This window comes from Novosphingobium sp., from assembly GCF_965229225.1.
Taxonomy (GTDB): Bacteria; Pseudomonadota; Alphaproteobacteria; order Sphingomonadales; family Sphingomonadaceae; genus Novosphingobium.
The window spans coordinates 464,070-489,806 of the sequence record NZ_OZ245867.1 but is presented as its reverse complement, the minus strand read 5'-3'; the positions used below and the strand labels follow the sequence as shown (position 1 = coordinate 489,806).

The 25,737-nt window shown below is 65.0% G+C and carries 26 protein-coding genes; 19 read left to right on the top strand and 7 right to left on the bottom strand.

The window, feature by feature from the left end; translation table 11 throughout:
- The first annotated feature begins 2 nt into the window (after positions 1-2).
- Entirely contained in the window at positions 3-272 is a 270-nt protein-coding gene (locus tag ACO06X_RS01975; protein ID WP_421838342.1) for an HNH endonuclease, read from the top strand.
- Here the strand turns inward: ACO06X_RS01975 and ACO06X_RS01970 are convergent.
- The 5 genes from ACO06X_RS01970 to ACO06X_RS01950 are packed head-to-tail and all read right to left on the bottom strand — an operon-like array spanning position 269 to position 5,617.
- A complete protein-coding gene (locus ACO06X_RS01970) occupies positions 269-1,111 on the bottom strand; it encodes an HAD-IIA family hydrolase (RefSeq protein ID WP_421838341.1) in 843 nt (280 codons plus the stop codon). The two genes, ACO06X_RS01975 and ACO06X_RS01970, sit on opposite strands and share 4 nt — an antisense overlap.
- The gene (locus ACO06X_RS01965; RefSeq protein ID WP_421838340.1) at positions 1,108-2,580 is read right to left on the bottom strand and encodes a biotin carboxyl carrier protein; all 1,473 of its coding nucleotides are present in this window, start codon (positions 2,578-2,580) and stop codon (positions 1,108-1,110) included. Before ACO06X_RS01965 ends, ACO06X_RS01970 begins: the two co-directional genes overlap by 4 nt.
- The gene (locus ACO06X_RS01960) at positions 2,577-3,911 is read right to left on the bottom strand and encodes an acetyl-CoA carboxylase biotin carboxylase subunit (protein ID WP_421838339.1); all 1,335 of its coding nucleotides are present in this window, start codon (positions 3,909-3,911) and stop codon (positions 2,577-2,579) included. The genes ACO06X_RS01965 and ACO06X_RS01960 overlap by 4 nt, the downstream gene beginning before the upstream one ends.
- 17 nt (positions 3,912-3,928) lie before the next feature.
- Positions 3,929-4,375: an acetyl-CoA carboxylase biotin carboxyl carrier protein gene (locus ACO06X_RS01955; RefSeq protein ID WP_421838338.1), complete on the bottom strand. Its 447-nt coding sequence runs from the start codon at positions 4,373-4,375 to the stop codon at positions 3,929-3,931.
- Between the two features lie 12 nt (positions 4,376-4,387).
- Positions 4,388-5,617 carry a Tm-1-like ATP-binding domain-containing protein gene (locus tag ACO06X_RS01950; protein ID WP_421838337.1) on the bottom strand — a complete coding sequence of 410 codons (1,230 nt, stop codon included), beginning with the start codon at positions 5,615-5,617 and terminating at the stop codon, positions 4,388-4,390.
- A 143-nt stretch (positions 5,618-5,760) separates the two neighbouring features.
- Between ACO06X_RS01950 and ACO06X_RS01945 the strand changes: the two genes are divergently transcribed.
- From ACO06X_RS01945 to ACO06X_RS01860, 18 genes are all read left to right on the top strand, one after another.
- On the top strand, positions 5,761-6,588 hold the full coding sequence (locus tag ACO06X_RS01945) for an IclR family transcriptional regulator domain-containing protein (RefSeq protein WP_421838336.1): 828 nt from the start codon (positions 5,761-5,763) through the stop codon (positions 6,586-6,588).
- Positions 6,589-6,709: 121 nt separating this feature from the next.
- Positions 6,710-7,723 (top strand): zinc-dependent alcohol dehydrogenase family protein, encoded by a 1,014-nt coding sequence (locus tag ACO06X_RS01940; protein WP_421838335.1) that lies wholly within the window; start codon positions 6,710-6,712, stop codon positions 7,721-7,723.
- Positions 7,724-7,798: 75 nt separating this feature from the next.
- Positions 7,799-8,347: a VOC family protein gene (locus ACO06X_RS01935; protein WP_421838334.1), complete on the top strand. Its 549-nt coding sequence runs from the start codon at positions 7,799-7,801 to the stop codon at positions 8,345-8,347.
- Positions 8,344-9,585 carry an MFS transporter gene (locus ACO06X_RS01930; RefSeq protein WP_421838333.1) on the top strand — a complete coding sequence of 414 codons (1,242 nt, stop codon included), beginning with the start codon at positions 8,344-8,346 and terminating at the stop codon, positions 9,583-9,585. Before ACO06X_RS01935 ends, ACO06X_RS01930 begins: the two co-directional genes overlap by 4 nt.
- Before the next feature lie 57 nt (positions 9,586-9,642).
- Positions 9,643-10,575: a helix-turn-helix domain-containing protein gene (locus ACO06X_RS01925; RefSeq protein WP_421838332.1), complete on the top strand. Its 933-nt coding sequence runs from the start codon at positions 9,643-9,645 to the stop codon at positions 10,573-10,575.
- A gap of 151 nt (positions 10,576-10,726) precedes the next feature.
- Entirely contained in the window at positions 10,727-13,252 is a 2,526-nt protein-coding gene (locus ACO06X_RS01920; protein WP_421838331.1) for a TonB-dependent receptor, read from the top strand.
- A 63-nt stretch (positions 13,253-13,315) separates the two neighbouring features.
- A complete protein-coding gene (locus ACO06X_RS01915; protein WP_298172971.1) occupies positions 13,316-13,849 on the top strand; it encodes a 2,4'-dihydroxyacetophenone dioxygenase family protein in 534 nt (177 codons plus the stop codon).
- Positions 13,850-13,864: 15 nt separating this feature from the next.
- Entirely contained in the window at positions 13,865-14,401 is a 537-nt protein-coding gene (locus ACO06X_RS01910) for a 2,4'-dihydroxyacetophenone dioxygenase family protein (RefSeq protein WP_421838330.1), read from the top strand.
- Between the two features lie 11 nt (positions 14,402-14,412).
- Positions 14,413-14,946, top strand: coding sequence for a 2,4'-dihydroxyacetophenone dioxygenase family protein (locus tag ACO06X_RS01905; protein WP_421838329.1), 534 nt, complete (start codon positions 14,413-14,415; stop codon positions 14,944-14,946).
- 13 nt (positions 14,947-14,959) lie between these two features.
- Entirely contained in the window at positions 14,960-16,030 is a 1,071-nt protein-coding gene (locus tag ACO06X_RS01900; RefSeq protein WP_421838328.1) for a Rieske 2Fe-2S domain-containing protein, read from the top strand.
- A gap of 31 nt (positions 16,031-16,061) precedes the next feature.
- A complete protein-coding gene (locus ACO06X_RS01895) occupies positions 16,062-16,901 on the top strand; it encodes an SDR family NAD(P)-dependent oxidoreductase (protein WP_421838327.1) in 840 nt (279 codons plus the stop codon).
- Positions 16,898-17,215, top strand: a complete 318-nt coding sequence (locus ACO06X_RS01890) for a c-type cytochrome (RefSeq protein WP_421838326.1) — start codon at positions 16,898-16,900, stop codon at positions 17,213-17,215. Before ACO06X_RS01895 ends, ACO06X_RS01890 begins: the two co-directional genes overlap by 4 nt.
- Positions 17,212-18,831: an FAD-binding oxidoreductase gene (locus ACO06X_RS01885; protein ID WP_421838325.1), complete on the top strand. Its 1,620-nt coding sequence runs from the start codon at positions 17,212-17,214 to the stop codon at positions 18,829-18,831. The genes ACO06X_RS01890 and ACO06X_RS01885 overlap by 4 nt, the downstream gene beginning before the upstream one ends.
- Positions 18,831-19,715 (top strand): MBL fold metallo-hydrolase, encoded by an 885-nt coding sequence (locus tag ACO06X_RS01880; RefSeq protein ID WP_421838324.1) that lies wholly within the window; start codon positions 18,831-18,833, stop codon positions 19,713-19,715. The genes ACO06X_RS01885 and ACO06X_RS01880 overlap by 1 nt, the downstream gene beginning before the upstream one ends.
- Positions 19,703-20,461: an SDR family NAD(P)-dependent oxidoreductase gene (locus ACO06X_RS01875; protein ID WP_421838323.1), complete on the top strand. Its 759-nt coding sequence runs from the start codon at positions 19,703-19,705 to the stop codon at positions 20,459-20,461. Before ACO06X_RS01880 ends, ACO06X_RS01875 begins: the two co-directional genes overlap by 13 nt.
- A 12-nt stretch (positions 20,462-20,473) precedes the next feature.
- A complete protein-coding gene (locus ACO06X_RS01870) occupies positions 20,474-21,481 on the top strand; it encodes an alcohol dehydrogenase catalytic domain-containing protein (RefSeq protein ID WP_421838322.1) in 1,008 nt (335 codons plus the stop codon).
- A 24-nt stretch (positions 21,482-21,505) separates the two neighbouring features.
- Positions 21,506-22,141, top strand: a complete 636-nt coding sequence (locus ACO06X_RS01865; protein WP_421838321.1) for a hypothetical protein — start codon at positions 21,506-21,508, stop codon at positions 22,139-22,141.
- 11 nt (positions 22,142-22,152) lie between these two features.
- Positions 22,153-22,989 carry an SDR family NAD(P)-dependent oxidoreductase gene (locus tag ACO06X_RS01860; RefSeq protein ID WP_421838320.1) on the top strand — a complete coding sequence of 279 codons (837 nt, stop codon included), beginning with the start codon at positions 22,153-22,155 and terminating at the stop codon, positions 22,987-22,989.
- Here ACO06X_RS01860 and ACO06X_RS01855 read toward each other — a convergent pair.
- Together ACO06X_RS01855 and ACO06X_RS01850 are read right to left on the bottom strand one after the other, a co-directional pair.
- A complete protein-coding gene (locus ACO06X_RS01855; protein ID WP_421838319.1) occupies positions 22,986-24,479 on the bottom strand; it encodes an MFS transporter in 1,494 nt (497 codons plus the stop codon). The two genes, ACO06X_RS01860 and ACO06X_RS01855, sit on opposite strands and share 4 nt — an antisense overlap.
- 122 nt (positions 24,480-24,601) lie before the next feature.
- A complete protein-coding gene (locus ACO06X_RS01850; RefSeq protein WP_421838318.1) occupies positions 24,602-25,636 on the bottom strand; it encodes a LacI family DNA-binding transcriptional regulator in 1,035 nt (344 codons plus the stop codon).
- Positions 25,637-25,737 lie beyond the last annotated feature (101 nt).

Sequence of the window (25,737 nt, the reverse complement as noted above, 5' to 3'; positions counted from 1 at the left end):
CGATGCCAGAGGCCTGCTGGCTTTGCGAAAGGCCACTTGGCCGCAAGGTTGAATGGCACCACCCCGTGCCGAAAAGCCGTGGCGGGCGCGAGACGGTGGAGGTCCATCCGATCTGCCACCGCACGCTCCATGCCCAGTTCAGCAATGGCGAACTGGGCCGGATCGGGAATGATCCAGATGCCTTGCGCGCGAAGCCCGTGATCGCGAAATTCGTTGCCTGGGTCGCGAGCAAGCCAGCCGATTTCCACGCACCTACCGCGCGTCGGCGTTAGAGCAGGTCGAGCAGCGGCTGCAGGCTGTCGAGCAGCACCGCAGGACGATCTCGCTCGGGAAGCTCTGCTCCCTTGGCCATGATCCCGGTTGCCATGCCGACGGATAGCGCGCCCACGGCATTGGCCATGCGCATCTCCAGCGCAGGGTCATCCCCCACCACGACCATCTGCTTTGCAGCACTGCGCGGCAAGCCCATCAGCACCCGGGCCGTATCGAACGCCACGCGGGAAGGCTTGCCGAGGATGCGCGGCCGCTTGCCGGTCATTGCGGTCAGCATCGCGTTGATCGGATAGCTGGCGCCGATGGCGCGGCCATTCGCCGTCGCGAAGAAGGGCACATTGCTCGCAGTCAGCAGCCTCGCGCCCTTCCAGAGCGAATCGCAGGCGGCTTCGAGCGCCGGAAAATCGAACTCGCGGAACCAGCCAGTGTAGACCGCCTCGACACCTTCGGCGGCCTCGTCCGGCCCTACGACGTCGAGGCCCGCATCATCGAGCGGCGCGCGGCACCCGGCATTGCCCAGTACACGCACTTTGCCCACGCCGGAGCGCTTTAGCCAATCGGCGGTAGAGGACGAAGGCGTCAGCATCTGACCGTCTTCCACGGGGAAGCCGGCGTTGCGCAGCGATGCGGCATAGGCCGCAGGCGGTTTGGCCGTGCCATTGGTGAAGACCACGAAGGGCGTGCCGCGCGCCTTCAGCGCTTCTAGCAACGCCACCGCATGGGGCAGGGCGTTGTGCCCTCCGCTTTGCGCGTCGCCCAGCGCGATGGTGCCGTCCATGTCGAACACGAACCCGGCGGCATCCTTCAGCCGCGCGGCGTTCTCGGGGGAAATGGTCACAGGCTGGCTCCGGCATGAAGGGCAAGGCGGAAGGACCCGCGCTCGATCACTAGGTCGCGCGCGGTGGGTTTGGCGGCCAGCTTGCGTAGCAGCGCGATGACCGGGGCGGCCTCGGGGGTGTAGGTCGATCGCGAGGGGCCTGCGGCGAGCATGGCATCGACCTGCTCGGGTGGCATGACTGCGCGCAGCAGGAATTCCTCATCGGGCATGGCATGGCCGAACTGGCGGCGCAGATCGCCGAGCGCGGGGAAGGTCGGCTCGTTTTCCAGTTCGCGGGCGCGGGGCCGGTCCATAATTGCGGCCAGCACATCGCGGTCGATCGGCGAAGTCGGCTTGCCGAACTTGCCGAGGCAATAGCGGATGACCTGATCGGAAACCTGCGCATAGCGGCGATCCCCGATCACGTTGAACAGCGCCTGGCTCATGACCATTTGCGGGAAGGGCGTGACCATGATCGGATAGCCGAGCTCTGCGCGGACCTGCTCGGTTTCGGCAATCACGGCGGGCAGGCGGTCTGCGAGGCCTAGCTCAGCAAGCTGGCGTGCGGTCGTCGTCATCACGCCGCCGGCGATCTGGTGGCGCAAGAAGCTTGCGTCGAAGTTCTGCGGCTGACCGAAAGGCAGGTTTTCCGCAAGCGCGAGGCGGTTCCAATAGGATGTCAGCTTCGCCAGCGCCGCCCGGTCGATCTCGACGGTGTGGCCCGCCTCCTCGAGATTGGCGAGCATGCGGTTAGCCTCGGGCAGCGAGGACCCATCCCCCGCCGCGCCGATGCCAACATGGATGGCCGAAATGCCGAGCTTGGCGGCTTCGAGGCTGGAGAGCATGCCCTGACCGATGGTGGTGTGGGCGTGGATCTCGAGCGGGCGGTTGCCGATCGCCGCCTTAACCGCAGGCACGAGCGTGCGCACCCGGTCGAGCGACAGCAGGCCCGAGGGGTCCTTGATGTAGAACAGGTCGATGTCCGGGCTCTGGCCAACCGCGCGGGCGAAATCGGCATAGAACTGGTCGGTGTGGAATTCGGACAAGGTGAAGGTGAGGGCGCACATCACCTCGGCGTCGCCTTCCTCCTTCACCAGCCGCGCCGCCTCGATCACCGCGGGCACTTCGTGCATCGGATCGAGCAGCACGAAACGGCCGACCCCGTTCACTTGCAGCGCGCGGTAAACGAGGCGCATGAATTCCGGGTCCGCCTGCTGCCAGGCAATGAAGCGCAGGCCCGTGGTGATGAACTGCAGCGGCGTTGTCGGCATGGCAGAGGCCATGCGCCGCAGTCTCTCCCACGGGTTGTTCTGGAAGTACCGCACCGCGACCGCCATGTGGCTTGACGAGACGAAGTCGATCGCCCGGAAGCCGCAGGCCTCGGTGAGCGCGGCGGCCTGCAGCATGTGCGCGGTGTTGAGCCCGGTGGCGCCCCACAGGCTTTGGTTGCCATCGCGCATGGTCACGTCGACCAGCCTGAGCGTTGTCATTGCGCAAGTCCTGTCAAAAATCCGGTGTCGACCCCGCCTGCCACAAAGCGCGGATCGGCGGCGATGCGGGCGTGAAGTCCGGCGGTGGTGGGCACGCCTTCAATGCGGATGCTGGCCAGCGCCGCCTTGAGCCGTGCGACCGCCTCCTCGCGGCTAGGCGCATGGACGATCAGCTTGCCGAGCAGCGAATCGTAGAACGGCGGCACTTCTCCGCCCGCGGCGATATGCGTGTCGACACGGATTCCTGGTCCTGCAGGCCATGCAGCCCGGGTGATCCGGCCCGGTGCAGGGCGGAAATCGGCGTCCGGATCCTCGGCGTTGATCCGCACTTCGATGGCATGGCCGACCGGGCGCACCATGGCCTGCGTAAGCGTGAGGCGCTTGCCCGCAGCCACCAGCAATTGCTGCTCGACCAGATCGACGCCGGTGATCGCCTCGGTAGCTGGATGCTCGACCTGGATGCGCGCGTTGAGCTCGAGGAAATAGAACGAGAAGTCGGTCGCATCGACGAGGAACTCGGCCGTTCCCGCACCGCGATAGCCGATGTGCCGCGCGAGCCGCACAGCTGCGTCTTCGATCCCCGCGCGCGCGGCCTCGGGCATGGCGGGGGCAGGGGCCTCTTCCACCAGCTTTTGAAACCGCCGCTGGATCGAACAATCGCGCGTGCCGAGATGGATGGCGCTGCTGCCATCGCCCAGCAACTGGACCTCGACATGCCGTCCCTTGGCAACGAAGCGCTCGACATAAACCGCAGCATTGCCAAACGCCGCCTGCGCTTCGGCCTGCGCCATATCGAGCACCGCATCGAGGTCTTCGGCGCGGTCGACCCGGCGCATGCCCTTGCCGCCGCCGCCCGCCACGGCCTTGAGCAGCAGCGGATAGCCGATCTCGGCCGCGCGGGCATGAACCGCCTCGCGCGTCGCCGCCTCGCCGCCGGGGAGCACCGGCAGGCCTGCCTCCAGCGCGAGGGCGCGGGCGGCCAGCTTGTCGCCCATGCCCTCCAGCGTCTTGATTTCGGGCCCGACGAAGCGGATGCCCGCCTCCGCCGCAGCCCTTGCAAAAGCGGCATTCTCCGAAAGGAAGCCGTAGCCCGGATGCACCGCATCGCACTCTGCCGCGATCATGGCCGCCACGACCGTATCGATAGCCAGATAGCTTTGCGATGAAGGTCCGGGGCCGAGCAGCACGGTCTCGTCTGCCATCAGCGCGGGGAGCGAGGCGGCATCGGCGCTGGAAACACCCAGCACGGTGGTGATCCCCATCGCCTTGGCGGTGCGGATGACGCGCAGCGCGATCTCGCCGCGATTGGCTATGAACAGTCGGCGGATCATGGTTTTCGGCCTTCCGCTCAGGCGAGCAGGAACAAGGGCTGGCCCTTGGCGACCATCGTCGCATTGGGGACGATCACTTCGGCAATCCGCCCCGCGCGTCCGGCGTGGACCGGGTTCATCAGCTTCATCGTCTCGACAATGCCGACGACCGTTTCCGGCCCGACCTCATCGCCGACCGCCACGAACGGCGGCGCGCCCGGCTGCGGTGCGTGATAGAAGGTGCCCGGCAGCGGGGCGGGAACGGCATCGGGATCGGTTGCATGTTCAGCCACGGCGGCCGCCGCTTCAGGCGCGCTGCCCGCCCATTGCCATTCCTGCGTCAGGCCCGCTTCGCCGCCATCGCCGCGCGCAAGGCGCAGGCGGAAGCGGCGGGTCGAAAGGTCCAGCTCACGGTAGGGCGAGGCCTCGATGATCGCCGCAATCTCGGCGACATCTTCGGCAGTCAGCGGCAGGTCGTCGCTCATGATTGTGTCCGTTCAGGCCTTGGCCGCGGCCAGCATCTCGCGCGAGGCGGCGATGATCGCGTCGGAAAAGGCGGTGTCGTTGAAGTGGGCGTCCACGGCAGTCACCGGGACCTCGGCCGGCATGACCGCGCGCAAGTACTCGGCAAACGGTGGCGGCACGCTCGGGTCCATCAGGTGCCCGGCGGGGCTGTCATGGTTGGAAAAGCCGTGGAGCGGGGTGAACACGCGGACCGGCCCCTTGGCATCGCGCACATTGGCAGCGAGGTGATCGGCCAGCTTTTTGAGATCCTCGAATGTCGTGCGCACGGCGGTTAGCTGCGGGTTGTGCTCGTGATAGCGGCGGCCCGGGAACTGCTCGCGTGCGGCGCCAATCGGCCCGCCGATGATAAAGTCGGCATTGCCGGGTGCGAGGATCGTCGGGATGCCCTTGAGCAGCGCCGGACGGCCCCGGTCCGGGCCAGTATCGGCGAGGCCGCCAAAGATATGGTCGAGGATCTCGGTCTGCGATAGATCGAGCACCAGCGCGACATCCTTGCCCGCTGCCAGCCCGTCGAGCGTCGGCCCGCCTGCGCCCGAGGAGTGGAACACCATCACCTCGCAGCCATCGCTTTCCAGTGCCTCGCGGATACGCTTCACGCTTGCCTCGGTGGTGCCGAGCGTGGTGATCAGCACCAGCGGCTTTTCCGCCGCCGCCTTGGGGTCATAGCCCTTGGCCATGCCTGCAACCGCGTTGGCCGCGTTGCGGAACACATCGCGGCTGATCGAATTGAGGCCCGAAATGTCGGTCACCGCGTTCATCATCGCGATGTCCTGCACGCCCATGTAGGGTTTGGTGAAACCCGAGGCCATCGTCGAGACGATCATGCGCGGCAGGCCATAGGGGAAACTCTGCATGAGCGCGCCCGCCAGTGCCGAGCCCATCGAACCGCCAACCGCGAGAATGCCGGAGATCGGGTCCTTGGCGTTCCAGGCATGGGCTGCGGCAATCGCGCCGCGGATCATCGCGTCCTGGCATTTGCCTTCGTGGCCCAGCGCGCGGACCTCCTCGATGGTCGTGCCGGCTGCTGCCGCCACGTCCTCGGGCGAAATCTCGGCCCCGCCGACGCTGCGCCGCACGCTTGGATCAAGATGCACGACACGCACGCCCGCTGCTTCCAGCACGGCGCGAACGAAGCGGGCTTCCTCTTCCTTGGTGTCCTGCGTCACGATGAGCATGACGCTCGGCAATGTGGTCTCGGCCATGGCTATCCCTCGTCTCCCTTCCTCAAGAGTGCGACATCGCGGTTGACTTTGCACCACGGTATGCGAAGTGCGCGTTGCATAAGGTGAAACACGCTGACGGGCCTTCCGGCACCGGCCAGCGCCGAAAACACCGGGAATAGACGATGCTGGAACGCAAGGTTAAGACGGTGCGCGCGCTTGAACGCGGGCTTGATGTGCTGATCGAAGTGCAGGCGCGCCGGGCTGTCAGCCTCCACGAACTCCATCAGGCGCTGAAGCTTCCCAAGGCAACCTTGCTGCGCATGTTGCTGACGCTGGGGCGCAAGGGCCTTGTCTGGCAGCGCCTCGCCGATGGGGCCTATCTCCCGCATCTCGGCCCCGCAGCGCGCGGAACCGGCAGCGCGGTCGAGCATATCGCTGAAATCGCTTCGCCCTACATGAAGGCGCTTTCGACCAAGGTGGCATGGCCTTCCGTGCTGGGCGTCCCGCGCCTTGATCACATGGAGATTCTCGAGACCAACAGCCCGCTGTTCCGGCTCGACTCCGCCATTCTCGGCCCGGTGGGCGTGAAACTTTCCTATATCCACACCGCCACCGGCCGCGCTTATCTTGCCGCCTGCGACGAGAACGAGCGCGAGGCGATCATCGCGCGCCTGCGGCCCAAGGATGCCGCGCCCGGCAGCGAGGACGACCTGCGCGCGATTCTCAAGGAAACCCGCGAGCGCGGCTATGCCCTGCGCGAACCGATGCACCCCTGGCCGGACCGGTCGAAGCAACTCGTGCTGCGCGACGGGCGGCGCTCGATGGCGGTCGCGATCCTCGCGAACGGCGCACCGATTGCCACGATCAACCTCACCTGGCCGGCCAAGCGTGGGACGGACGAGGCGGTGATGCACCGCCATCTCGATGCGCTGCACCAGACGGCGCAGGCGATCGGGCATGCCGTTGCTGCGCAATCGGCAGGGTTGGTCGCTGCGGGAAGTCTCGCTTGATCAAACACTTGTGCTCGGCCTTGCATTCCAATTGCATCCAGTGAAATCTGTTTGTGTTGCTGATTAAATCGGCGGCTGCCTGTGCGACTATCCCGCCTCGATAAAGAGGGAGGCACAAGGCATGCGGCAGTGGGTGATCCGGGCAGGCGCGTCGTCGCTAGACGACATGGCCCTGCGCGATGTTGCCGAGCCGCAGGCGGGCCACGGCGAGGTGCTGGTGCGCGTGCGCGCCTGTTCGCTCAACTATCGCGACCAGATCATTCCGCTGGGCTTCTACATGGGCGGCACCGTGGCGGTGGATACCGTGCCGCTGTCCGATGGCGCGGGCGAAGTCGTCGCGGTCGGGGGAGGGGTCACTTCGGTGAAGCCGGGTGACCGCGTTGCCGGAACCTTCTTCCAGAACTGGATCGATGGCCCGCCCAATCCCGGAGCAGGTCCTGCGCTCGGAGCACCTCCGGCCACCGGCATGCTGCAGGATCTCGTCGTCCTGCCGGAACACGGCGTCGTGCCGCTGGCGGATAGTCTTTCGTTCGAGGAAGCGGCTTGTCTCCCTTGCGCGGGTGTCACCGCGTGGAACGCCCTGATGGAAGGGCCACATCCGGTCCGCGCGGGTGAGAGCGTGCTTGTGCTTGGCACGGGCGGCGTCTCGCTGCTCGCGCTGCAGATCGCCAAGGCAGCGGGGGCGCAGGTGATCGCAACCAGCTCTTCCGACGAGAAGCTGGCCCGCGTCGCCGCGCTCGGTGCAGACAAGACGATCAATTACCGCGAAGTCCCGGCCTGGGGCACGGCTGCCGCCGATCTCTCCGGCGGCGGGGTCGACCACGTGGTCGAAGTCGGCGGCGCAGGCACGCTCAAGCAGAGCATAACGGCGGTCGGCTTCGGCGGCGAGATCGCGCTGATCGGCGTCCTGACGCGCGAAGGCGATACCAATCCGCACCCGCTGATGTTCAAGGGCGGCTCGATCCGCGGCATCTTCGTCGGATCGCGCGGCATGGCGAGCCGGCTCAATGCCTTCATCGATGCGCACAGGATCAAGCCGGTAATCGATCGCACGTTCGCCATCGAGGACGCGATCGAAGCCTATCGCTACCAGTCATCCAGCGCGCTGTTCGGCAAGGTGGTGATCACGCTCTGACAAGGGGCCGCAAGGCCCGAACCATAACAGCCCAGCCGGACAAACTGCGGGCACAAGGGTAGGGAACAAAGAGGCATGGGTCTGGCACTGGGCTTTGGACAGCGCATCGGCGGCGTGGTGCAAACCGCGTTCGTGGTGGCTGATATCCATGCCGCAATCTCCCACTTTCAGCGCGATTGCGGGGCAGGGCCGTTCTTCCTGCTCGATCACTTTCTGGGCGAGGGGCAGGTCTATCGCGGGCAGCCGTCGCAGGCCGATGTCGCCATCGCGATGGGCTTTGCCGGGCACATGCAGATCGAACTGATCCAGCCGCTTGACGATAACCCGTCCGTCTACCGCGAAACCATCGAGGAACGCGGCTACGGCTTCCATCACTTCGGCATCGCCTTCACCGATGTCGATGCCGCACTGCCCGGCTATCTTGAGCGCGGCCACACCCTTGCATTCCGCGCGCCGGTGCCGACCGGTGGCTCGGTCGCCTATCTCGAAAGCGCCGATCCGGCAGCGCCCGGTTTTCTCGAGCTGATCCCGGCGACGGAAGGCATGAACACGCTCTTCACCGCGCAGTGGCAAGCGGCGCAGGAGTGGGACGGCCAGACCGACCCCGTGAGGTCGTTCCTGTGAGCGGTGCCGCAGTCTCTTCGCAGCGCGCCAGCGGCGGCTATCAGGCCTGGGTTGTCGGGCTGCTCAGCCTCAACTTCGGCATCCTGTTCTTCGACCGTAACGCGCTCAATTTCCTCATGCCGTTCGTGCAGCCCGATCTGCACCTCAGCAACACGCAAGTGGGCATGTTCAGTTCGGCGTTGTCGCTCACGTGGGCGCTGTCCGGCCTCGCAGTCGGGCGCATTTCGGACAAGCTCGGTTCAAAGAAGCCGGTGGTCGTCGTCGCGACGATCGCGTTCTGCCTGTGCTCGTTTGCCTCAGGCCTTGCCTCCTCGTTCTTCATGCTCCTCGGCGCGCGGCTCCTGATGGGGGCGGCGGAAGGCGGCGTCATGCCGGTCAGCCATTCGATGATCGTCAGCGAAGTCGCTCCCGAACGGCGAGGTCTGGCGATGGGCGTGGCGCAGAACCTCGGCTCGAACCTGCTCGGCTCCGGCTTGGCGCCTTTGCTGCTCGTGCCCGTTGCCGCTGCCTATGGCTGGCGCGAGGGGTTCTATCTCGCTGCCGCGCCCGGCCTCATCACGGCGATCCTGATCTGGTTCACCCTGCGAGAGCCGCCTGCCGAAGTGCATGACGAAGCCCAGCCCAAAGTCCCTCTGGGCGAGGCCTTCCGCCACCGCAATGTCGTTCTTTGCGCGATCATCTCTGTGCTGCTTGTTTCCTACCTCGTGGTGTGCTGGGCCTTCATGCCGCTCTACCTCACCAAGGTACGCGGCTTCGCGCCCGAGACGATGGGCTGGATCATGGCGACACTGGGGCTTTCAGCGGGCCTCGGCAGCTTTGTCGTTCCGGCCATTTCAGACGCGATCGGCCGCCGCCCGGTGATGATCGGCTTCGCATTCCTGGGCGTGATACTGCCGCTGGGCGGGCTCTACTACACCGGTTCGCCCTGGGTTCTGGCGGCGATCTTCTTCTTCGGGTGGGGGCTTAACGGCCTGTTCCCGATGTTCATGGCGACGATCCCATCGGAATCGGTCGATCCGCGCCTGACGGCTACGCTCACCGGCGTCGTGATGGGCACCGGCGAGGTGCTGGGCGGCGTGCTCAGCCCCTTCCTCGCCGGCGCGCTGGCCGACGTCTACGGCCTCTCCGCCGCGCTCTGGCTCATGCTGGTGCTATGCATTCTCGCCGGAATTTGCGCGCTCGGCCTCGTTGAATCCGCACCGCGCGTAGTCGCCCGCCGCAATCTTGCCCCTGCCTGATCCTCTCTCGCCTGATCCTCTCTGCCCCTGATCCTCTCTGCCAAGGATGTGCCCGCCATGACCGCAGTGCAGAAGTTCGCCACCGATGGCATCGCCCCGCCCGAACGGCTCGCGTTCTGGAATGCGCTGGTCGACCGGGTCTACAGCGGCACTTACGTGAAAAGCGCCAGCGAGGATTTCACCGGCGAGATGTGGACCTGGCAGGTCGGCGATCTTGCGATGATCCGCCCGCGCTCGACCGCCTCGTTCGTTGGCCGCGATCCGCGCTACACGCCTGAGGAACGGCTGATCCTCCACCTCCAGTGCCGGGGTTCCAGCAGCCACCGCCAGAGCGGCACCGAGACCATGCTGGGTGCGGGCGATTTCGTGATCGCCTCGCCGCATGAGGCTTACGCGATCGATCTCGCCGCGCACGAATTGCTGGTCGTGGAGTTCCCGCGCGCTCCGCTTGCCGAACGTTTCCCCGGCCTTGACGATGCATTGCGCCAGCGCATGAGCGGGGGCACTCCCGGCGCGCGCGTGTTTCACGATTTCCTGCTCTCGCTCTGGCGGCAGAGCCAGCAGGGTTTTGCAGATCCGGATTGGCAGGAGGGGGTCAGCCAGGTCTTCTATGATCTTGTTGCGCTGGCGATGCGCGGGGCGACCAAGCCCGATGCCGCAGTACCTTCGGCAGACAGCGCGCTGAGCCGCCGCGTGCTGGGGATTGTCGAGGCGCAGCTGGCCGATCCGGCGCTGCGCACGCTCAACCTCGCCGCCGCTTGCGGCGCATCGGTCCGCACCATCCAGAACCTGTTCGCCAGCATGGGCACGACCCCCAGCGCCTATATCCTCGAACGCCGCCTTGCCCGCGCCGCCGAGCGGCTCGGCGCCGCGCCCGATGCCAGCATCACCGAAGTCGCCTTCGAACTGGGCTTCAACGACAGCGCCTATTTTGCCCGTGCGTTTCGGCAGCGCTTTGGCGTTTCACCACGTGAATGGCGGCGCAAATAGGTGCCGGAAACAGTACGATCTTGCGCTCCAGTCCTGATCAGCTTGCGCTCCAGTCCAAGCCGATAGGTCCGAAGCGGCGTATGAATTCGAATGCGCATGTCCGGCCGCCAGGGGGCGAAGCGGGCAGTGACATTAGGATAGGGAGAGCAACATGAGACGAACATCGGTATCACTTGCCGTGCTCGCAGCCGCGCTGGCCGGTCCGGCTTTCGCGCAGAGCGCACCGCAGGCCCAGGCTGAGGCTGCCCCTGAAGGCGGCATCGCGGAAATCGTCGTGACCGCACAGAAGCGTGCGGAAAACGTTCAGGACGTGCCGATCGCGATTTCCGCCTTCACCGCTGATACGCTGCAGGAACGCTCGGTGACGAGCGTCGCGGCGCTTTCGAACATCGCGCCCAACGTCACGCTCGATGCCGGTACGCCGTTCTCGGGTTCGACGGCAGTGCTTTCGGCCTATATCCGCGGCATCGGCGCCAACGACTTCGCCTTCAACATCGATCCGGGCGTCGGCATCTATCTCGACGGCGTCTATCTCGCCCGCTCGGTCGGCGCGAACCAGGACCTGCCCGATGTCGAGCGTATCGAAGTGCTCAAGGGACCGCAGGGCACGCTCTTCGGCCGCAACACCATCGGCGGCGCGATCTCGATCGTCACGCACGATCCGGGCAAGGAATTCCGCTTCAAGGGCGATGTCACCGTCGGCCGCTTCAGCCTCGTGCAGACGCGCGGCACGGTCGACCTGCCGATCACGGACGGCCTCGGCGCCTCGGTGAGCTTCTCGACCAAGAACCGCACCGGCTACCTCAAGCGCATCGCCTATCCGGGCGCGGGCAACTATGCCTCGACCAACATCCAGAACTACAAGGCTGCGGGCTTCAACAACATCGGGCTCGGCACCGAAGGCGGCGACAACAACTGGAACTTGCGCGGCAAGCTGAAGTTCGACAGGGGTCCGTTCACCGCCACGCTGTCGGCGGACTACACCAACGTCGACCAGAGCCAGATCGCCAACACGCTGATCACGACGACCCCCGCGGTCTTCGCCGGCACCTACAACTGCGCGATCATCGCCTCGAGCACCGATTGCGGCGGCGGCCCGCCCGCGTTCGCCTACATCGGCGGCATCGGCGGCCTCAATTCGATCTTCGACAATCCGAGCGTCTACGGCGTGAATGTCGATGCGGATCCGCGCAACAACCGTCTGCCTTATGACAACCGCTTCGTGACCGGCAACATCGACACGAGCTACGCCAACGGCAACAACTACTCGAAGCTGAAGTCCTACGGCGGCTCGCTCACGATGGCCTACGATCTGAGCGATTCGCTCACGATCAAGTCGATCACCGGTTACCGCGAGCTGCACTGGAACGTGGGCACCGATCTTGACGGGTCGCCGCTCAACTTCCTCCACACCAGCTTCACCACCGAGCAGTGGCAGTTCAGCCAGGAGCTCCAGCTCCTCGGCAATGCCATGGACAAGAAGCTGAACTACGTGCTGGGCGCCTACTACTTCAAGGAAGCGGGCAACCTGCATGACTATGTGACGTTCGCCGAAGGCCTGCTCCAGGTCGATGGTCCGAACGATCTCGCGACCAAGAACTATGCGTTCTTCGGTCAGGTCGATTACAAGTTCAGCGACATGTTCGGCATCACGGTGGGCGGCCGCTACACGCACGAAGACAAGACCTTCGAGGGCTTCCAGTCGGACGCCAACGGCCTGACCTACAAGATCCTGAACTTCCTTGCCGGGATCGACGCCGGCCCGCCGGCCTGCGCGAATATCAACCCGATCAGCGATGCTTGCCGCATCGCCGCCGGGTTCCCGAACGCCGGGCAGCCGCTGCGCTACTACATTGCGGGAACGCAGCAGAAGAAGTTCAACAACTTCGCGCCGAAGGTCGGCGTGCAGTTCCACCCCAACGACGACGTGATGGTCTATGCCAGCTGGTCGAAGGGCTACAAGACCGGTGGCTGGACCACCCGCTTGTCCAACCCGCTGCCCTATGCTCCGGGCTTCGGTGAGGAAAAGGCCACGACCTATGAACTGGGCGTCAAGTCGACCCTGATCGACCGCCGTCTGCAGGTGAACGCGGCGGTCTTCCAGACCGACTACAAGGGCATCCAGCTGAACTTCCAGCAGGGCGTCTCGCCGACAATTCAGAACGCGGGCGATGCCAAGATCAAGGGCTTCGAGGTCGAAGTGACCGCGGCGCCGGTCGATGGCTTCACCATCAACGCGTCGATCGGCCATCTCGATGCCAAGTACACCTCGGTTCTGGCACCGGCGCAGGTCGCGGCCAACCCGTTCCAGGCCGGTGTGTTCCCGGGCGCCGATCTGCCCAAGACGCCGAAGTGGAAGTTCAACATCAGTCCGCGCTACGAAGCGGCGTTCAAGAACGGCGGCAAGCTGATCTTCATCGCCGACTACACGCACTCCTCGTCGCTGTGGAACGACACCGAGCGCGCGTATCTGCTGCAGCGTCCGGGCACGGACATCCTCAACGGCTCGGTTACCTACAAGGAGCCGGGTGAGCATTGGGACCTGACCGTTGGCGGGACCAACCTGACCGATACACGCTATCTGGTGACCGGGCAGGCGCAGATCGCGGGTGGTCAGATCTACGGCACCTACAGCCGTCCGCGCGAATGGTACGTCAAGCTTGGCCTCAAGTTCTGAGGCAGACAAATCAGGGGGCGGGCGCCGTGTGCGCCCGCCCTTCTCACCCAGGGAGAGTCAAACGTGCCTGAAACCGCCCACTCCGAGTTTTGGAAAGGCATCAAGCCGGTCGACAAGGTGTTCCGCGAAGGCAGCCTTCCCGAAGTTTATCTGTCGAAGATCGCCGAGGGCGATGAGCGCTACTGGGTGCCGATCAGCGAGACGGTGAGCTCCAAGCCCGTCTGGATCAGCCCCTCCAAGAACATGTGGGCCGATGTGCTCATGTCGAAATCGGCGGGCCTGGTGAACCGCCACTATCACCCGCACCCGATCTGGGCCTACACGATCAGCGGCAAGTGGGCCTATCTTGAGCATGAGTGGACCGCGACCGCGGGCGACTTCGTCTATGAAACCCCGGGCGAGAGCCACACGCTGGTCTGCTACGAGCACGAGGACCCGATGAAAGTGTTCTTCGTCGTCTCCGGGCCGCTGATGTGGCTGGATGATGATGGCAACACCACCGGGCACTTCGATGTGTTTGACTACATCAAGAACGCGCGCGAGCATTACGACCGGGTCGGCATCGGTGCCGACTACGTCGATACGCTGATCCGCTAAAAGGAGCGCTTCCCAATGAATGCCATGACTGCACCGCCTTCCAGCAAGAAGGCCATCGTCGATGTCGGGTTCGCGCACAAGGAGCTGGTTGCGCGCCTGAGCCCGGGCGGGCGCTACATCGACGCACAGACCGACGTCGACAGCCCCTGGGTTCCCTTCGGCGACAACGCCGCGATCAAGCACCTTGCCTTCGACGTGCGACAGGGCATTTTCTCGAACATCCTCTGGGTGAAGAGCCCCGGAACGATCGGTACGCACCTTCATCGCGGCACGATCGTGATGGTCTGCCTCGAAGGAAGCGTGCGCTATCTGGAATACGACTGGGTCGCCTCGCCCGGCGGGCTGATCCTCGAAGTCCCCGGCGAAAGCCACACCCTCGTCACCGAGCATCCCGACGGCGTGAAGCTGTTCGGGTGGATGCAGGGGCCGATCGACTTTTTCGACGAGAACGGCGCCTACGCTGACACCTCGGACGTCTGGTGGTTCATCAATCACTACGAGACCTACTGCCGGGAAAACGACATTCCCATCAATCCCAAGCTCTACCTCTGAGGGATCGCCCGATGGCCACCATGACTGCCCCGCCGTCCGGGGCCTACAAGATCGTCGATGTGCCCGAGCTTTACGGTGCGCTGATCAAGTCCAAGGGCGTCGAAGGCACTTACGTCGGCGCCTCGGAAACCGAGAGCCCGTGGGTTCCCTTCGGCGATAACGCCGCGATCCGGCACCTCGCTTTTGACGTGCGTGATAACGTCTACGTCAACATCCTGTGGATCAAGGGCCCCGGGGTGATCGGCACACACAAGCACCGCGGCCGCGTCTGGGCGATCGGGCTCGAAGGCTCGTTCCGCTATCTTGAGTACGACTGGGTGTGCAAGCCGGGCGAGTTCATCACCGAAACCCCCGGCACCGCGCACACGCTCGTTACCGATGATCCGAACGGCATGAAGGCGCTGTTCCACATGCAGGGCGCCAACGAGTTCTTCGACGAGCACGGCAACCATGTCGAAACGCTCGATGTGTGGTGGTTCATGAACCACTACGAGACCTACTGCCGGGAGAACAATATCCCGATCAACAAGCAGCTCTATCTCTGAGGGAGCGGCTGACATGAGCGACGCTGGGGTCCCCAAACTCGGTGCGGAGCCGGTCGGCACGTATCTGCGCAACACGTGGTACGTGGCGGGCTGGGCCACGGATTTGGGCGCGGCGCCCCAGCAGCGCGTGTTCCTTGAAGAACCGGTTGCCCTGTTTCGCGATGGGGAGGGCAAGGCCCATGCCGTTTCGGGCCGCTGCCCGCACCGGTTTGCGCCTTTGGGGCAGGGCAAGGTGGTGGAAGGCGCGCTGATGTGCCCCTACCATGGCCTGCGCTTCGATGGCAGCGGTGCCTGCGTCCACAATCCGCATCCCGGCGGCCAGCTGCCGGAAAGCAAGCTTCAGGTCTATCCGCTCGTGGAGCGCCACGCGCTGCTGTGGATCTGGATGGGTGAGGCGGACAAGGCCGATCCCGCACTGATCCCTGATTTCAGCTGGCTCTCCGATCCAAAGTGGGAAGCCGTGCGCGGAGCAACCGTGGCGGAAGGGCACTACGAGCTTTACAGCGACAATATCCTCGACCTGAGCCACGCCAACTTTGTCCATCCCGCGCTGGTCGCCGCAGCCTTCACCGAGGGGACCCGCAAGTTCTGGCAGGACGGCGAGACGGTCCACGCGGAATACATCCGTCTCGATGACTACCTCTCCGAGGGCATCGGCGGGATGCTGGGGCGCGTTGGGGCCAAGCAGGATTTCTATGGCTGGGTCGTCTGGCACGCCCCCGCTGTGCTCTATTTCGATTTTCGCGCTGGCCCGCCCGGCACCCCGCGCGAAGACTGCACGCTGCTGCCCTCGCTGCACGCCTTCACGCCCGAAACGCCCGACACGACCCACTACTTCTGGGCCACCGCGCGCGATTTCGCGCTGGGCGATGCCGAGTTCACGGCAGGTATGCGCGGCGCACTCGAATTTGCCTTCGAGCAGGAGGACATGCCGCTGATCCGCGACAGCCACCGCCTGATGCGTGGGCTCGATTTCTGGGATCTGCGCCCGCTCATCCTGAACGGCGATGGCGGCGGGGTGCGCGCGCGCCGCATGTTGCAACGCCTGATAGACCGGGAACGACAACCGCAAGCCGCCGAATAGGGCCGCTGCGGAAGGAGAGGATACAACGACAATGGCAATTCTGGACCGTTTCGACATCAGGGGCCGCTCTGCGCTTGTCACGGGCGCGGCCTCAGGCATCGGCCTCGCCTATGCCGAAGCCATGGCGGAAGCCGGTGCCATGGTCACGCTGACCGATATCGACGCTGAAGGCGCCGAGCGGGAAGCCGCCCGTCTGCGCGAGGCCGGATACGAAGCCCGCGCGGACCGCCTCGATGTGTCCGACTTTGAGGCTGTGGCCGCCGCGTTCGATGCCCATGCCAAGACCTATGGCGGGCTCGACATCGCCTTCGCCAATGCCGGGATCGATACGGGTGCCGGTTTCTGGAACCCCGCCGGGCACCGCAATCCCGATGGCCAGGTCGATACGTACGACCCGAAGCGCTGGGACAAGTCGATTTCGGTCAACCTTTCGGGCGTGTTCTACACCGTTAGCAATGCCGTTCGGGTGATGAAGCAGACTGGCCGCGCCAATGGCCGCAGCGGCGGCTCGATCATCTGCACGGCTTCCAACGCCGGGCTCGTCACCGAGCCGATTGTCGGCCTGCCCTACATGCCCGCCAAGGCCGGCGTACTGCACATGGTGCGCGCGTTGGGGCTGGAACTCGCCGAGTTCCGCATCCGCATCAATGCCATCGCGCCGGGACCGTTCGTCACCAATATCGGCGGGGGCTGGCTCAAGAAGGACCCTGTCGCGCGCAAGGCCTGGGATGCCATCGTGCCGCTGGGTGCGGTGGCTGAAACCGAACAGCTCAAGCCGTTGGCCTTGCTGCTCGCCTCCGACGCCTCGGACTACATGACCGGGAGCCACGTCGTGATCGACGGCGGCATGATGCTGGGGAAGTACCAGTGAAGCGCGCGCTGATCCTCGCCGCTGGCATCGCGCTCGCCAGCACGGCGCAGGCCGCGCAGAAGCTGGGCGAAGTCCAGGCGCAGCGCAGCCCCGAACAGGTCTACGCAGCAGTCTGCGGCTACTGCCACGGCAAGAACGTCGGCCCGGTGATCCGGGGCAGGGGCCTTCCTGCCGAAACGGTCGAATACATGGTCCGCCACGGTCAGAACGCGATGCCCGCCTTCCGCCCCACCGAAGTGACGCCCGCCGAGCTCAAGGCACTGGCCGCCTGGGTCCAGACCAGCACTGCCGATCCCAAGGAGCACGGCCAATGACCGTCAATCTCGATCGCCGCAGCCTCCTCGGTGCGGGCGCGGCCTCCGCCGCCGCTGTTGGCCTTGGCACCGGCGCCAAGGCGAAGGCAGTCCTCGCGCCCGGCGTGAAGAAGGCCGATTTCAAGGGCGCCGTCGCCGCCATGCGCAAGGTCGTCGGCGACGATTGGGTCTTCGCCGATCCCGAGGCCGTTGCGCCGTGGAAGAAGTCCTACACGCCCGATCCCTTCGGCAAGCATGTCCCCGTCGGCGCGGTCTGTCCGGAAGACGTCGAGCAGGTGCAGGCCATCGTCAAGATCGCCAACCAGTTCCGCCAGCCGATCTGGCCGGTCTCCACTGGCAAGAACATGGGCTATGGCCAGACCACAACTGCCATGCCAGGGCAGATGATCCTCGACCTGAAGCGCATGAACCGCATCATCTCGGTCGATCCCGAGCTCTGCACCGCGCTCGTGGAGCCCGGCGTAACCTACCGCCAGCTCAAGGACTATCTGGTCGAGAACAACCTTCCGCTGTGGATCGACGTACCCACGGTTGGCCCCATCGCCAGTCCGGTCGGCAACACGCTCGATCGCGGCGTGGGGTATACGCCTTATGGCGAGCATTTCATGGTCCAGTGCGGCATGGAAGTCGTCCTCGCGGATGGCGAGATCTTGCGCACCGGAATGGGCTCGACAAAGAACCCGTCCGCATGGCAGGCGTTCAAATGGGGCTACGGGCCCTATCTCGATGGCCTTTTCACCCAATCGAACTTCGGCATCGTGACCAAGATGGGCATGTGGCTCATGCCCGCGCCGCCGGTCTACAAACCCTTCGTCATCCGCCACAAGAAGATGGAGGACGTCGCCCGCATCGTCGAGGCAATGCGTCCGCTGCGCATTGCCAACATCGTGCCCAACGTGGTGCTGATGATGGGCGGCGCCTATCAGCTGGCCATGTTCAAACGCCGCAGCGAGGTTTGGGACGGCGCCGGCCCGATCACGGACGAGGCCGTTTCCAAGGCTGCCACAGCCAACAACCTCGGCATGTGGAACACCTATATCGCGCTCTACGGCACGGAAGGAATGATCGCGGAAAGCGAGAAGATCATCCGCGCCGCCTTTGCCGCAATCGACGGCGAAGTGCTGACCGAGGCTGAAATGGCGGACAACCCGTGGTTCCACCATCACGCCACCCTCATGCAGGGCGGCCTCAATCTCGACGAGATCGGCCTCGCGCGCTGGCGTGGCAATGGTGGCGGCCTTGCGTGGTTTGCGCCGGTCGCACCCGCCAAAGGCAGCGAAACGCAGGGACAGGTCGAACTCGCCAAGCAGATCCTGGGCAAGCACGGCTTCGACTATACCGCCGCCTTTGCCATCGGCAGCCGCGAACTCCACCACATCATCGCGCTGCTTTACGACAAGTCTGACCCCGCCGAAGAAAAGCGCGCGGACGATTGCTACCGCGAACTCGTCATCGGCTTCGGCGAAAAGGGCTGGGCGAGCTACCGCACCGGCGTTCATGCCATGGACCTTGTTGCGCAGCAGTTCGGCACCGTGAACCGCGCGTTCAACGCCAAGCTCAAGCATGCGCTCGATCCAAACCACATCCTCGCCCCCGGCAAATCAGGGATCGCATGATGATCAGAAAAACGCTTCTGGCGCTCGCCGCCGCGCTGCTCTCCACCACCGCGCATGCGCAGGAAAAGCCGCTCACGGTCGAAACCTTGCGCACCAGCGGCGGCTCGCTTTTCGCCAATATCGCGCTTATCAAGGGCGAGAAGGATGCGGTCCTCGTTGATGCGCCCTTCACCCGCGCCGATGCCTACCGCGTCGTCGCCATGGTGCTCGATAGCGGCAAGCACCTCACCACGATCTTCATCACCCATGACCATCCCGATCACTTCTTCGCAATGGAAGTGCTGCAGGATGCCTTCCCGGACGCAAAGATCGTCGCGCACCCGGTGGTCGCCGCCGATATCTGGCGCTCGCTGCCCTTCAAGGTGAAGCGCTGGTATCCGGTCCTCGGCGTCAACGCCCCGCGCCATCCCACCGCGCCTGCCGCGATGGAGGGTGACACGATCTTGCTGGAGGGCAAGGAACTGAAAGTCCTCGGCCCCGTGCAGGGCGATCATGTCCACGCCACGGCGCTCTGGGCACCTTCGATCAAGGCGCTGTTCCCCGGTGATCTCGTCTACAACCAGATGTACCTCTGGATGGGCGAGCATGACGCCGCTGCCATTGCCGCCTGGGGCAAGGCGAATGACAGCTTCATCGCGCTCAAGCCCGAGATTGTGGTGGCCGGGCATGACAAGCCGGGCACGCCGAACGACGCATCGGGCCTTGAATTCACCCGCCGCTATATCGCGGAGTGGCCGAAGCTGGTCGCCGCCTCGAAGGACAGCGCCGACCTCAGCGCCCGCGTGAAGAAGGCCTTCCCGGATGCGGTCGATGTGCTGGGCGATTTCCTGCTCGGCAATTCCGCGCGCGTTGCCAAGGGGGAGCAGGCCGCATGGACCGAATGACCTTCGCCGATAAGGCCGTCCTCGTAACCGGCGGAGCCACTGGAATCGGCCGCGCCGCCTGCGTTGCGCTTGCCGGTGCTGGTGCCAAGGTCATCATCGGCGATATCGATTCCCGTGCCGAAGAAACCGTGGCCATCATCAAGCAGGCGGGTGGTGAAGCGTCGTTCATGCACGCCAATGTCACCGATCCCGCCGCGATGGACGCGCTCGTGGCGGCCTGCCTCGATCGCTATGGCCGCTTGGACGCCGCCTTCAACAACGCCGGCATTCTGCCCCCGCAGCGCCCGATCCATGAAGTGACGCCGGAGGAGATGAACCTCGCCATCGACGTCGATTTCAAGGGCGTGTTTTTCGCGATGCAAGCCGAAATCCGCCATTTCCTGAAAGTGGGCGGCGGCGCCATCGTCAACACCGCCTCGGTCGGTGCGCTGATCGCGGACCCGAACATGAGCGTATACTGCGCGATGAAGCACGCCGTCTCCGGCCTCACCAAAGCGGCGGCGGTTGAATACGCGCAAGCGAACATCCGCGTGAACGCCATCGCCCCCGGCTTTGTCGTAACCCCGATGACACAGCACTGGGCTGATGACCCGAACTTCCGGGCCGCCTTCTTCGCCGGCAATGTCAGCGGCCGCGCCGCGCAGCCGGAGGAAATCGCCGGAACCGTGCTGCACCTCCTCTCGGATGCTGCAAGCTTCATCAACGGTGCCACCATCGCCATCGATGGCGGCCAGACCGCGCACTGAGGAGCGAACCCCATGCGCGCCGCCGTCATGCAGGGCCTGCACAAGCCGCTGAGCATCGAAACCGTGCCCGATCCGGAGCCCGGCGAAGGCGAGGTCGTGGTGAAGGTCGGCCGCTGCGGCATCTGCGGCTCCGATCTGCACATGACCGAGGACCCGGCCTACGGGCAGGGCGCAGGCTCGATCCTCGGGCATGAATTCGCGGGCGAGATCGTCGAACTCGGCAAAGGCGTAGAAGGCCTTGCCAAGGGCGATCTCGTGGCGGTCAGCCCGCTCAAGAGCTGCGGCCGTTGTCCCGCCTGCCTCGCGGGCAATGTCTCATGGTGCGATGGTTTCGGCCTGCAGGGCGGCGGCTATGCCGAATTTGCCCTCACCAAGCCCAACCAGTGCGTGAAGCTGCCGAAATCCGCCAGTCTGGCCGATGGCGCAATCATCGAACCGCTCGCCGTCGCGCTCCACGGGGTTGCCATGGCGGGCATGCATATCGGCGACAAGGTGTTGATCCTCGGCGCGGGTCCCATCGGCCTCGCCGCCGCCTTCTGGGCGCGGCGCATGGGAGCCGGGCGCGTCGTGGTGCAGGATGTCGCCACCTGGCAGCAGGACCGCGCCCTTGCCATGGGTGCGCACGATTTCGTCGCGGATCGCACCGATCCCATCGGCGCAGCGGAGCGTGCGCTGGGCGGCAAGGCGGACGTAGTATTCGAATGCGTCGGCGTTCCCGGCCTCATTGCGCAAGCCGTCGAGCAAGTCCGCGCGCGCGGCACCATCGTGCTGCTTGGCCTATGCACCGTGCCCGATACCTTCAACAGCTTCGCCATGCTTTCGAAGGAAGTGCGCCTCGTCACCTCGGCCTTCTTCACCGCTCACGAATACCACGCCGCGCTCGATGCGCTGGACCGGGGCGCTGCCGAGCCGCGCCTCCTTGTCACCGAAACCATCCCGCTCGCCAGCACTCCCACCGTGTTCGAGGCGCTGCGCCGCCGCACGCAGCAGTGCAAGGTGCTGATCGCGCCGGGAACCTGAACCAGAACAGACAAGGAGAGGCCGATGAACATCGCGACGACCCTGCCGACGAACGCCATCGAGCGCGCTGTATTCGAATGCATGGACCCAACCGAGGCGCTCTTCGGCGCAACCTCCAACCCGCTGCACAAGGCCATCCTGCTCAACTTCTGGCGCCACGTGCATCTCGAAGGGGCTGGTCTCTATGAGGATATCACCGCCAGCGACATGATGGTCGATCACCCTGTCTATCGTGTCACCTGGGGCGCCAACCCCGCCGTGATCGTAGGCAAGGAAGGCGTTAAGGGCTTCTACAACAGCGTCGGGCAGGCGGTGCTGTGGCATTCCGACGACCGCCTCGCGGTGAACGACTGGGGCATCTGCGACGAGATCACCTTCCACCAGCTTGCGCGCGGCGCAGATTTGCAGGCGATGGGCTACGATGCGCCCAGGGCCGATGCGCTCTACCATGTCTCCAGCCGACAGGCGTTCATCTGGCCCTATGACGACAAGGCCCGCCTCGCCGGGGAGCACCTCTACGAGGACCCGACCAGCATCCGCCTCGAGGAAGTTCCCGCCGAGGAAGCGACTACCCCAACTGCAATCCAGGCAATCCACAAGGCCAAGCTCGCCGAGCTCGAAGCACGCTTCGGCCCGCGCTACTGGGTCTATCAGGGCTGAAGGGAGGCCCCATGCGCAGCTTCCATGACAAGCGGGCCTTTGTCACCGGTGGTGCCAGCGGAATCGGGTTCGGGATCGTCAAGGCGCTGGCAGAGCGCGGCGCCTTCGTCGTCATCGCCGATCTTCGGCCCGATCACATCGACCGCGCGCTGGTGGATATCCGGGAAGCCGGCTTCGCCAGCAGCGTTGCTGCGCTGACGCTCGATGTCACCGATCGCGCTGCCTTTGCCGCCGTCGCCGAACGCATGGATATCGAGCTCGGCGGCATCGACATTCTTGTCAACAATGCCGGTGTCGGTGTCGAAGGACCGTTGCTCGAAGCCGGATACGCCGATTGGGACTACGGCCTGGGCGTCAATCTCGGCGGCGTGATCAATGGCCTGCAGAGCTTCCTGCCGCGCATGATTGCGCACGGGCGCGGCGGGCATGTGGTGAACGTGTCATCACTTGCCGCAGCGGTCCGCATGCCGTCGAACTTTGCGATCTATGCTGCGGGCAAGGCGGCAGTGCTCAATCTGACGGAAAACATGCGCGAGGAACTCGCCGGGAAGGGCATCGGCATGTCGGTCCTGTGCCCCGCCTTCGTGCGCTCGAATATCCATGAGGCTGCGCTCAACCGCCCGGCGCACCTGCGCGAGGGCAGCGGCTTCGCACGGAGCGAGGCCAGCCTGCTGGAACGCCCGCCCGGCAATGACTGGATGGACCCCGCCACCGTGGGCGAGGTCGTCGCCGAAGGCATTCTCGCCAATCGGCTCTACATCGTCACCCATGGCGAATTCCGCGACAAGATGCGCGAACGGAACGAGGCGTTGATGGACGCGGTGCCTGAGGCGGCGTTCCAGTATTAGGCTGGCTTTTCCTCGCGCACGCGCAGCATCGCGAGTGCGGCCGCCGCCATCACCACCGCTCCCACCAGCATGGTCCACTTGGGGTCGGTCGGGAAGAAGCTGCGGATCACTCCCCCCATGATCGTCGCGACCATCAGCTGCGGCACGACGATGAAGATGTTGAACACGCCGATATAGATGCCGAACTTGTGCGGCGGCAGCACGCGGGTGAGGATCACATAGGGCATCGCCAGGATTGAGGCCCAGGCAATGCCGATAAACACCATCGGCAGCAGCAGCAGCCATGCGTCGCGCAGCACGAGCAGCAGCAGAAAGCCCACTCCGCCGCCGAGCAGACACAGCGCGTGCGTGCGCGCATTCCCGATCCGCTTTGCGAGCACCGGCAGCAGGAACGCCGCGAGCGCGGCGACGCCGTTGTAGAACGCGAACATCACGCCCACCCAGTCCGCGCCCGCGTTATAGGCCGCGCCCGTCGTGTCAGTCGCCCCGAAGGCGTTCCGGGTGACGACCGGGGTCGTGTAGATGAACAGGATGAACAGCGCGGTCCAGGTGAAGAACTGCGCCACCGCCAATTGGCGCATCTGCGCGGGCATTTGCGCAAGGTCGCTCATGATTTCCGCCAGTGCACCACCGGCTTTGGTGGCGCGCAGCACGATCTGCGCAACGCCGAAGAGGGCGAGGCCGCCCCCCAGCACATAGAGCTGCTTGTCGAGCCCCATTTCGTTCACGATCGCCAGCAGACCGGCACCGATCAAGAGCCACATCGGCCCGCGAGCCGAATAGACCAGCGGCTGCCCATGCTGCGCGGCATTGGCATGGTCGGTGTTGAATGCCGCCATTTCCTCGGGGCTGTATTCGCGCACGCGAAAGGCCGTCCACGCCACCGCCAGCACCATCGCCGCCGCGCCGATCATGAAGCTTAGCCGCACCGAATCCGGCACCACGCCTTCTGGCGCGGTATTGGCGATCCCGAGGTGCGCGAAAACGGCCGGCAGCAGGCTGCCGATCACCGCACCCGCGCCGATAAACCAGGTCTGCAGCGCAAAACCCTGTGCGCGCTGGTCGTCGGGCGTCATGTCGCCCACAAAGGCGCGGAAAGGTTCCATTGCGATATTGAGCGATGCGTCGAGCAGCCAAAGGAACCCGGCGGCCACCAGCAGCACGCCCGCTTGCGGCAAGCCCAGCAGCGCCAGCGCCGAAAACACCGCGCCTGCCACGAAGTAGGGCCGCCGCCGTCCGTAACGTCCCCAGGTGTGGTCCGAGTAATGCCCGATCAACGGCTGCACGATCAGGCCCGTCACCGGCCCCGCGATCCACAGGAACGCAAGATCGTCGACACTGCTGCCGAGCGACTGGAAAATGCGGCTGACATTGGCGTTCTGCAGCCCGAACGCGAGCTGGATGCCGAAAAAGCCGAAGCTCACATTCCACAGTCCCCAAAAGGACTGCTGCGGTTTCTGACGAGTTGTCACGCCGTTCGGCTCCCCCATGCGCCCGTGTAGCGGATGCATCTGCTTTGTTATCTCTGCCTGATCCCTAGGCCAGCGAAGGGCCCTCGGCAGCAATGCATACGAATGTCATCCATATGCCTGCATGATTATTCCGATCCGGACTATCCGCCGGTGCTGCCGCGCACCACGAGCCGGGTGGGCAGGAAGGGCGAGGGCGGGGGTTTGTCCTCGACTTGCGCCATGACCGTCTCGACCAGCGCGACACCGGCATGCCGCATGTCTTGCATCACCGTTGTCAGCGGCGGCGAAGTGAGGCTGGCGGCCGGAATATCGTCGAAGCCGACCAGCGCGACATCGCCGGGAATGCTGAGGCCCGCTTCGGCGAGCGCCCGCATCGCCCCGATTGCGATCAGGTCGCTCGCGGCAAAAATGGCGTCAAAGGATTTGCCGCTCTTCAGCAGCTTGCGCGCGGCCTGATAACCCAGCTCCTCGGATGAAATCGCCGGTACGACGAGATCGGGATCATGCGTGAGGCCTGCGGTTTCTACTGCCCGAACCAGCCCCTCGTAGCGGTTTTTGAACTCGGGATAGTGGCTGTCTGCCTGCCCCAGAAAGGCGATTTTCCGCCGCCCGCGCGCCAGCAGGTGCTCGCCCGCCAGCCGCCCTGCGCCGAAATTGTCGGAGCCCACCGTCGCACCGATCGTGTCGGGCTCCACCGCGCCCCAGCGCACGAAATGCGCGCCGCTGCGCACCAACTGGCGCAGACGGCTCTCATAAAGCGTGTAGTCGCCATAGCCGAGCAGGATCAGCCCGTCGGCGCGGTGACTATCCTGATAGCGCTTGTGCCAATCATCATCGAGCCGCTGGAACGAGATGAGCAGATCGAGTCCGCGCGCCGCGCAATGCCGCGTGATCGAACCCAACATAGCGAGAAAGAACGGATTGATGCCCGATTCGTCCGGCGTCGGATCCTCAAAAAACAGCAGCGCCAGCGTGTTGGAGCGCTGCGAGCGGAGCGACGAGGCGTTCTTGTCGACCGTGTAGCCAAGCTGGCGCGCAATCGCCTCGATCTTCTGGCGCGTGGCAAGGCTGACCGACTTGCTGCCCCGCAGCGCCCGGCTCACCGTCGGCTGCGAAACCCCCGCCAGATAAGCGATGTCGAAACTGGTCGGCTTGTTGGAAGGCCTGCGGCCCATCGCGTGCAACCTCCTCCGCGCCGCCGCGGTTTTCCCCCGCCTGGTCAACGATGCTGCAGTCTACGCATGGAAATGCATGGACGCAATTGCCCCGGAGGACT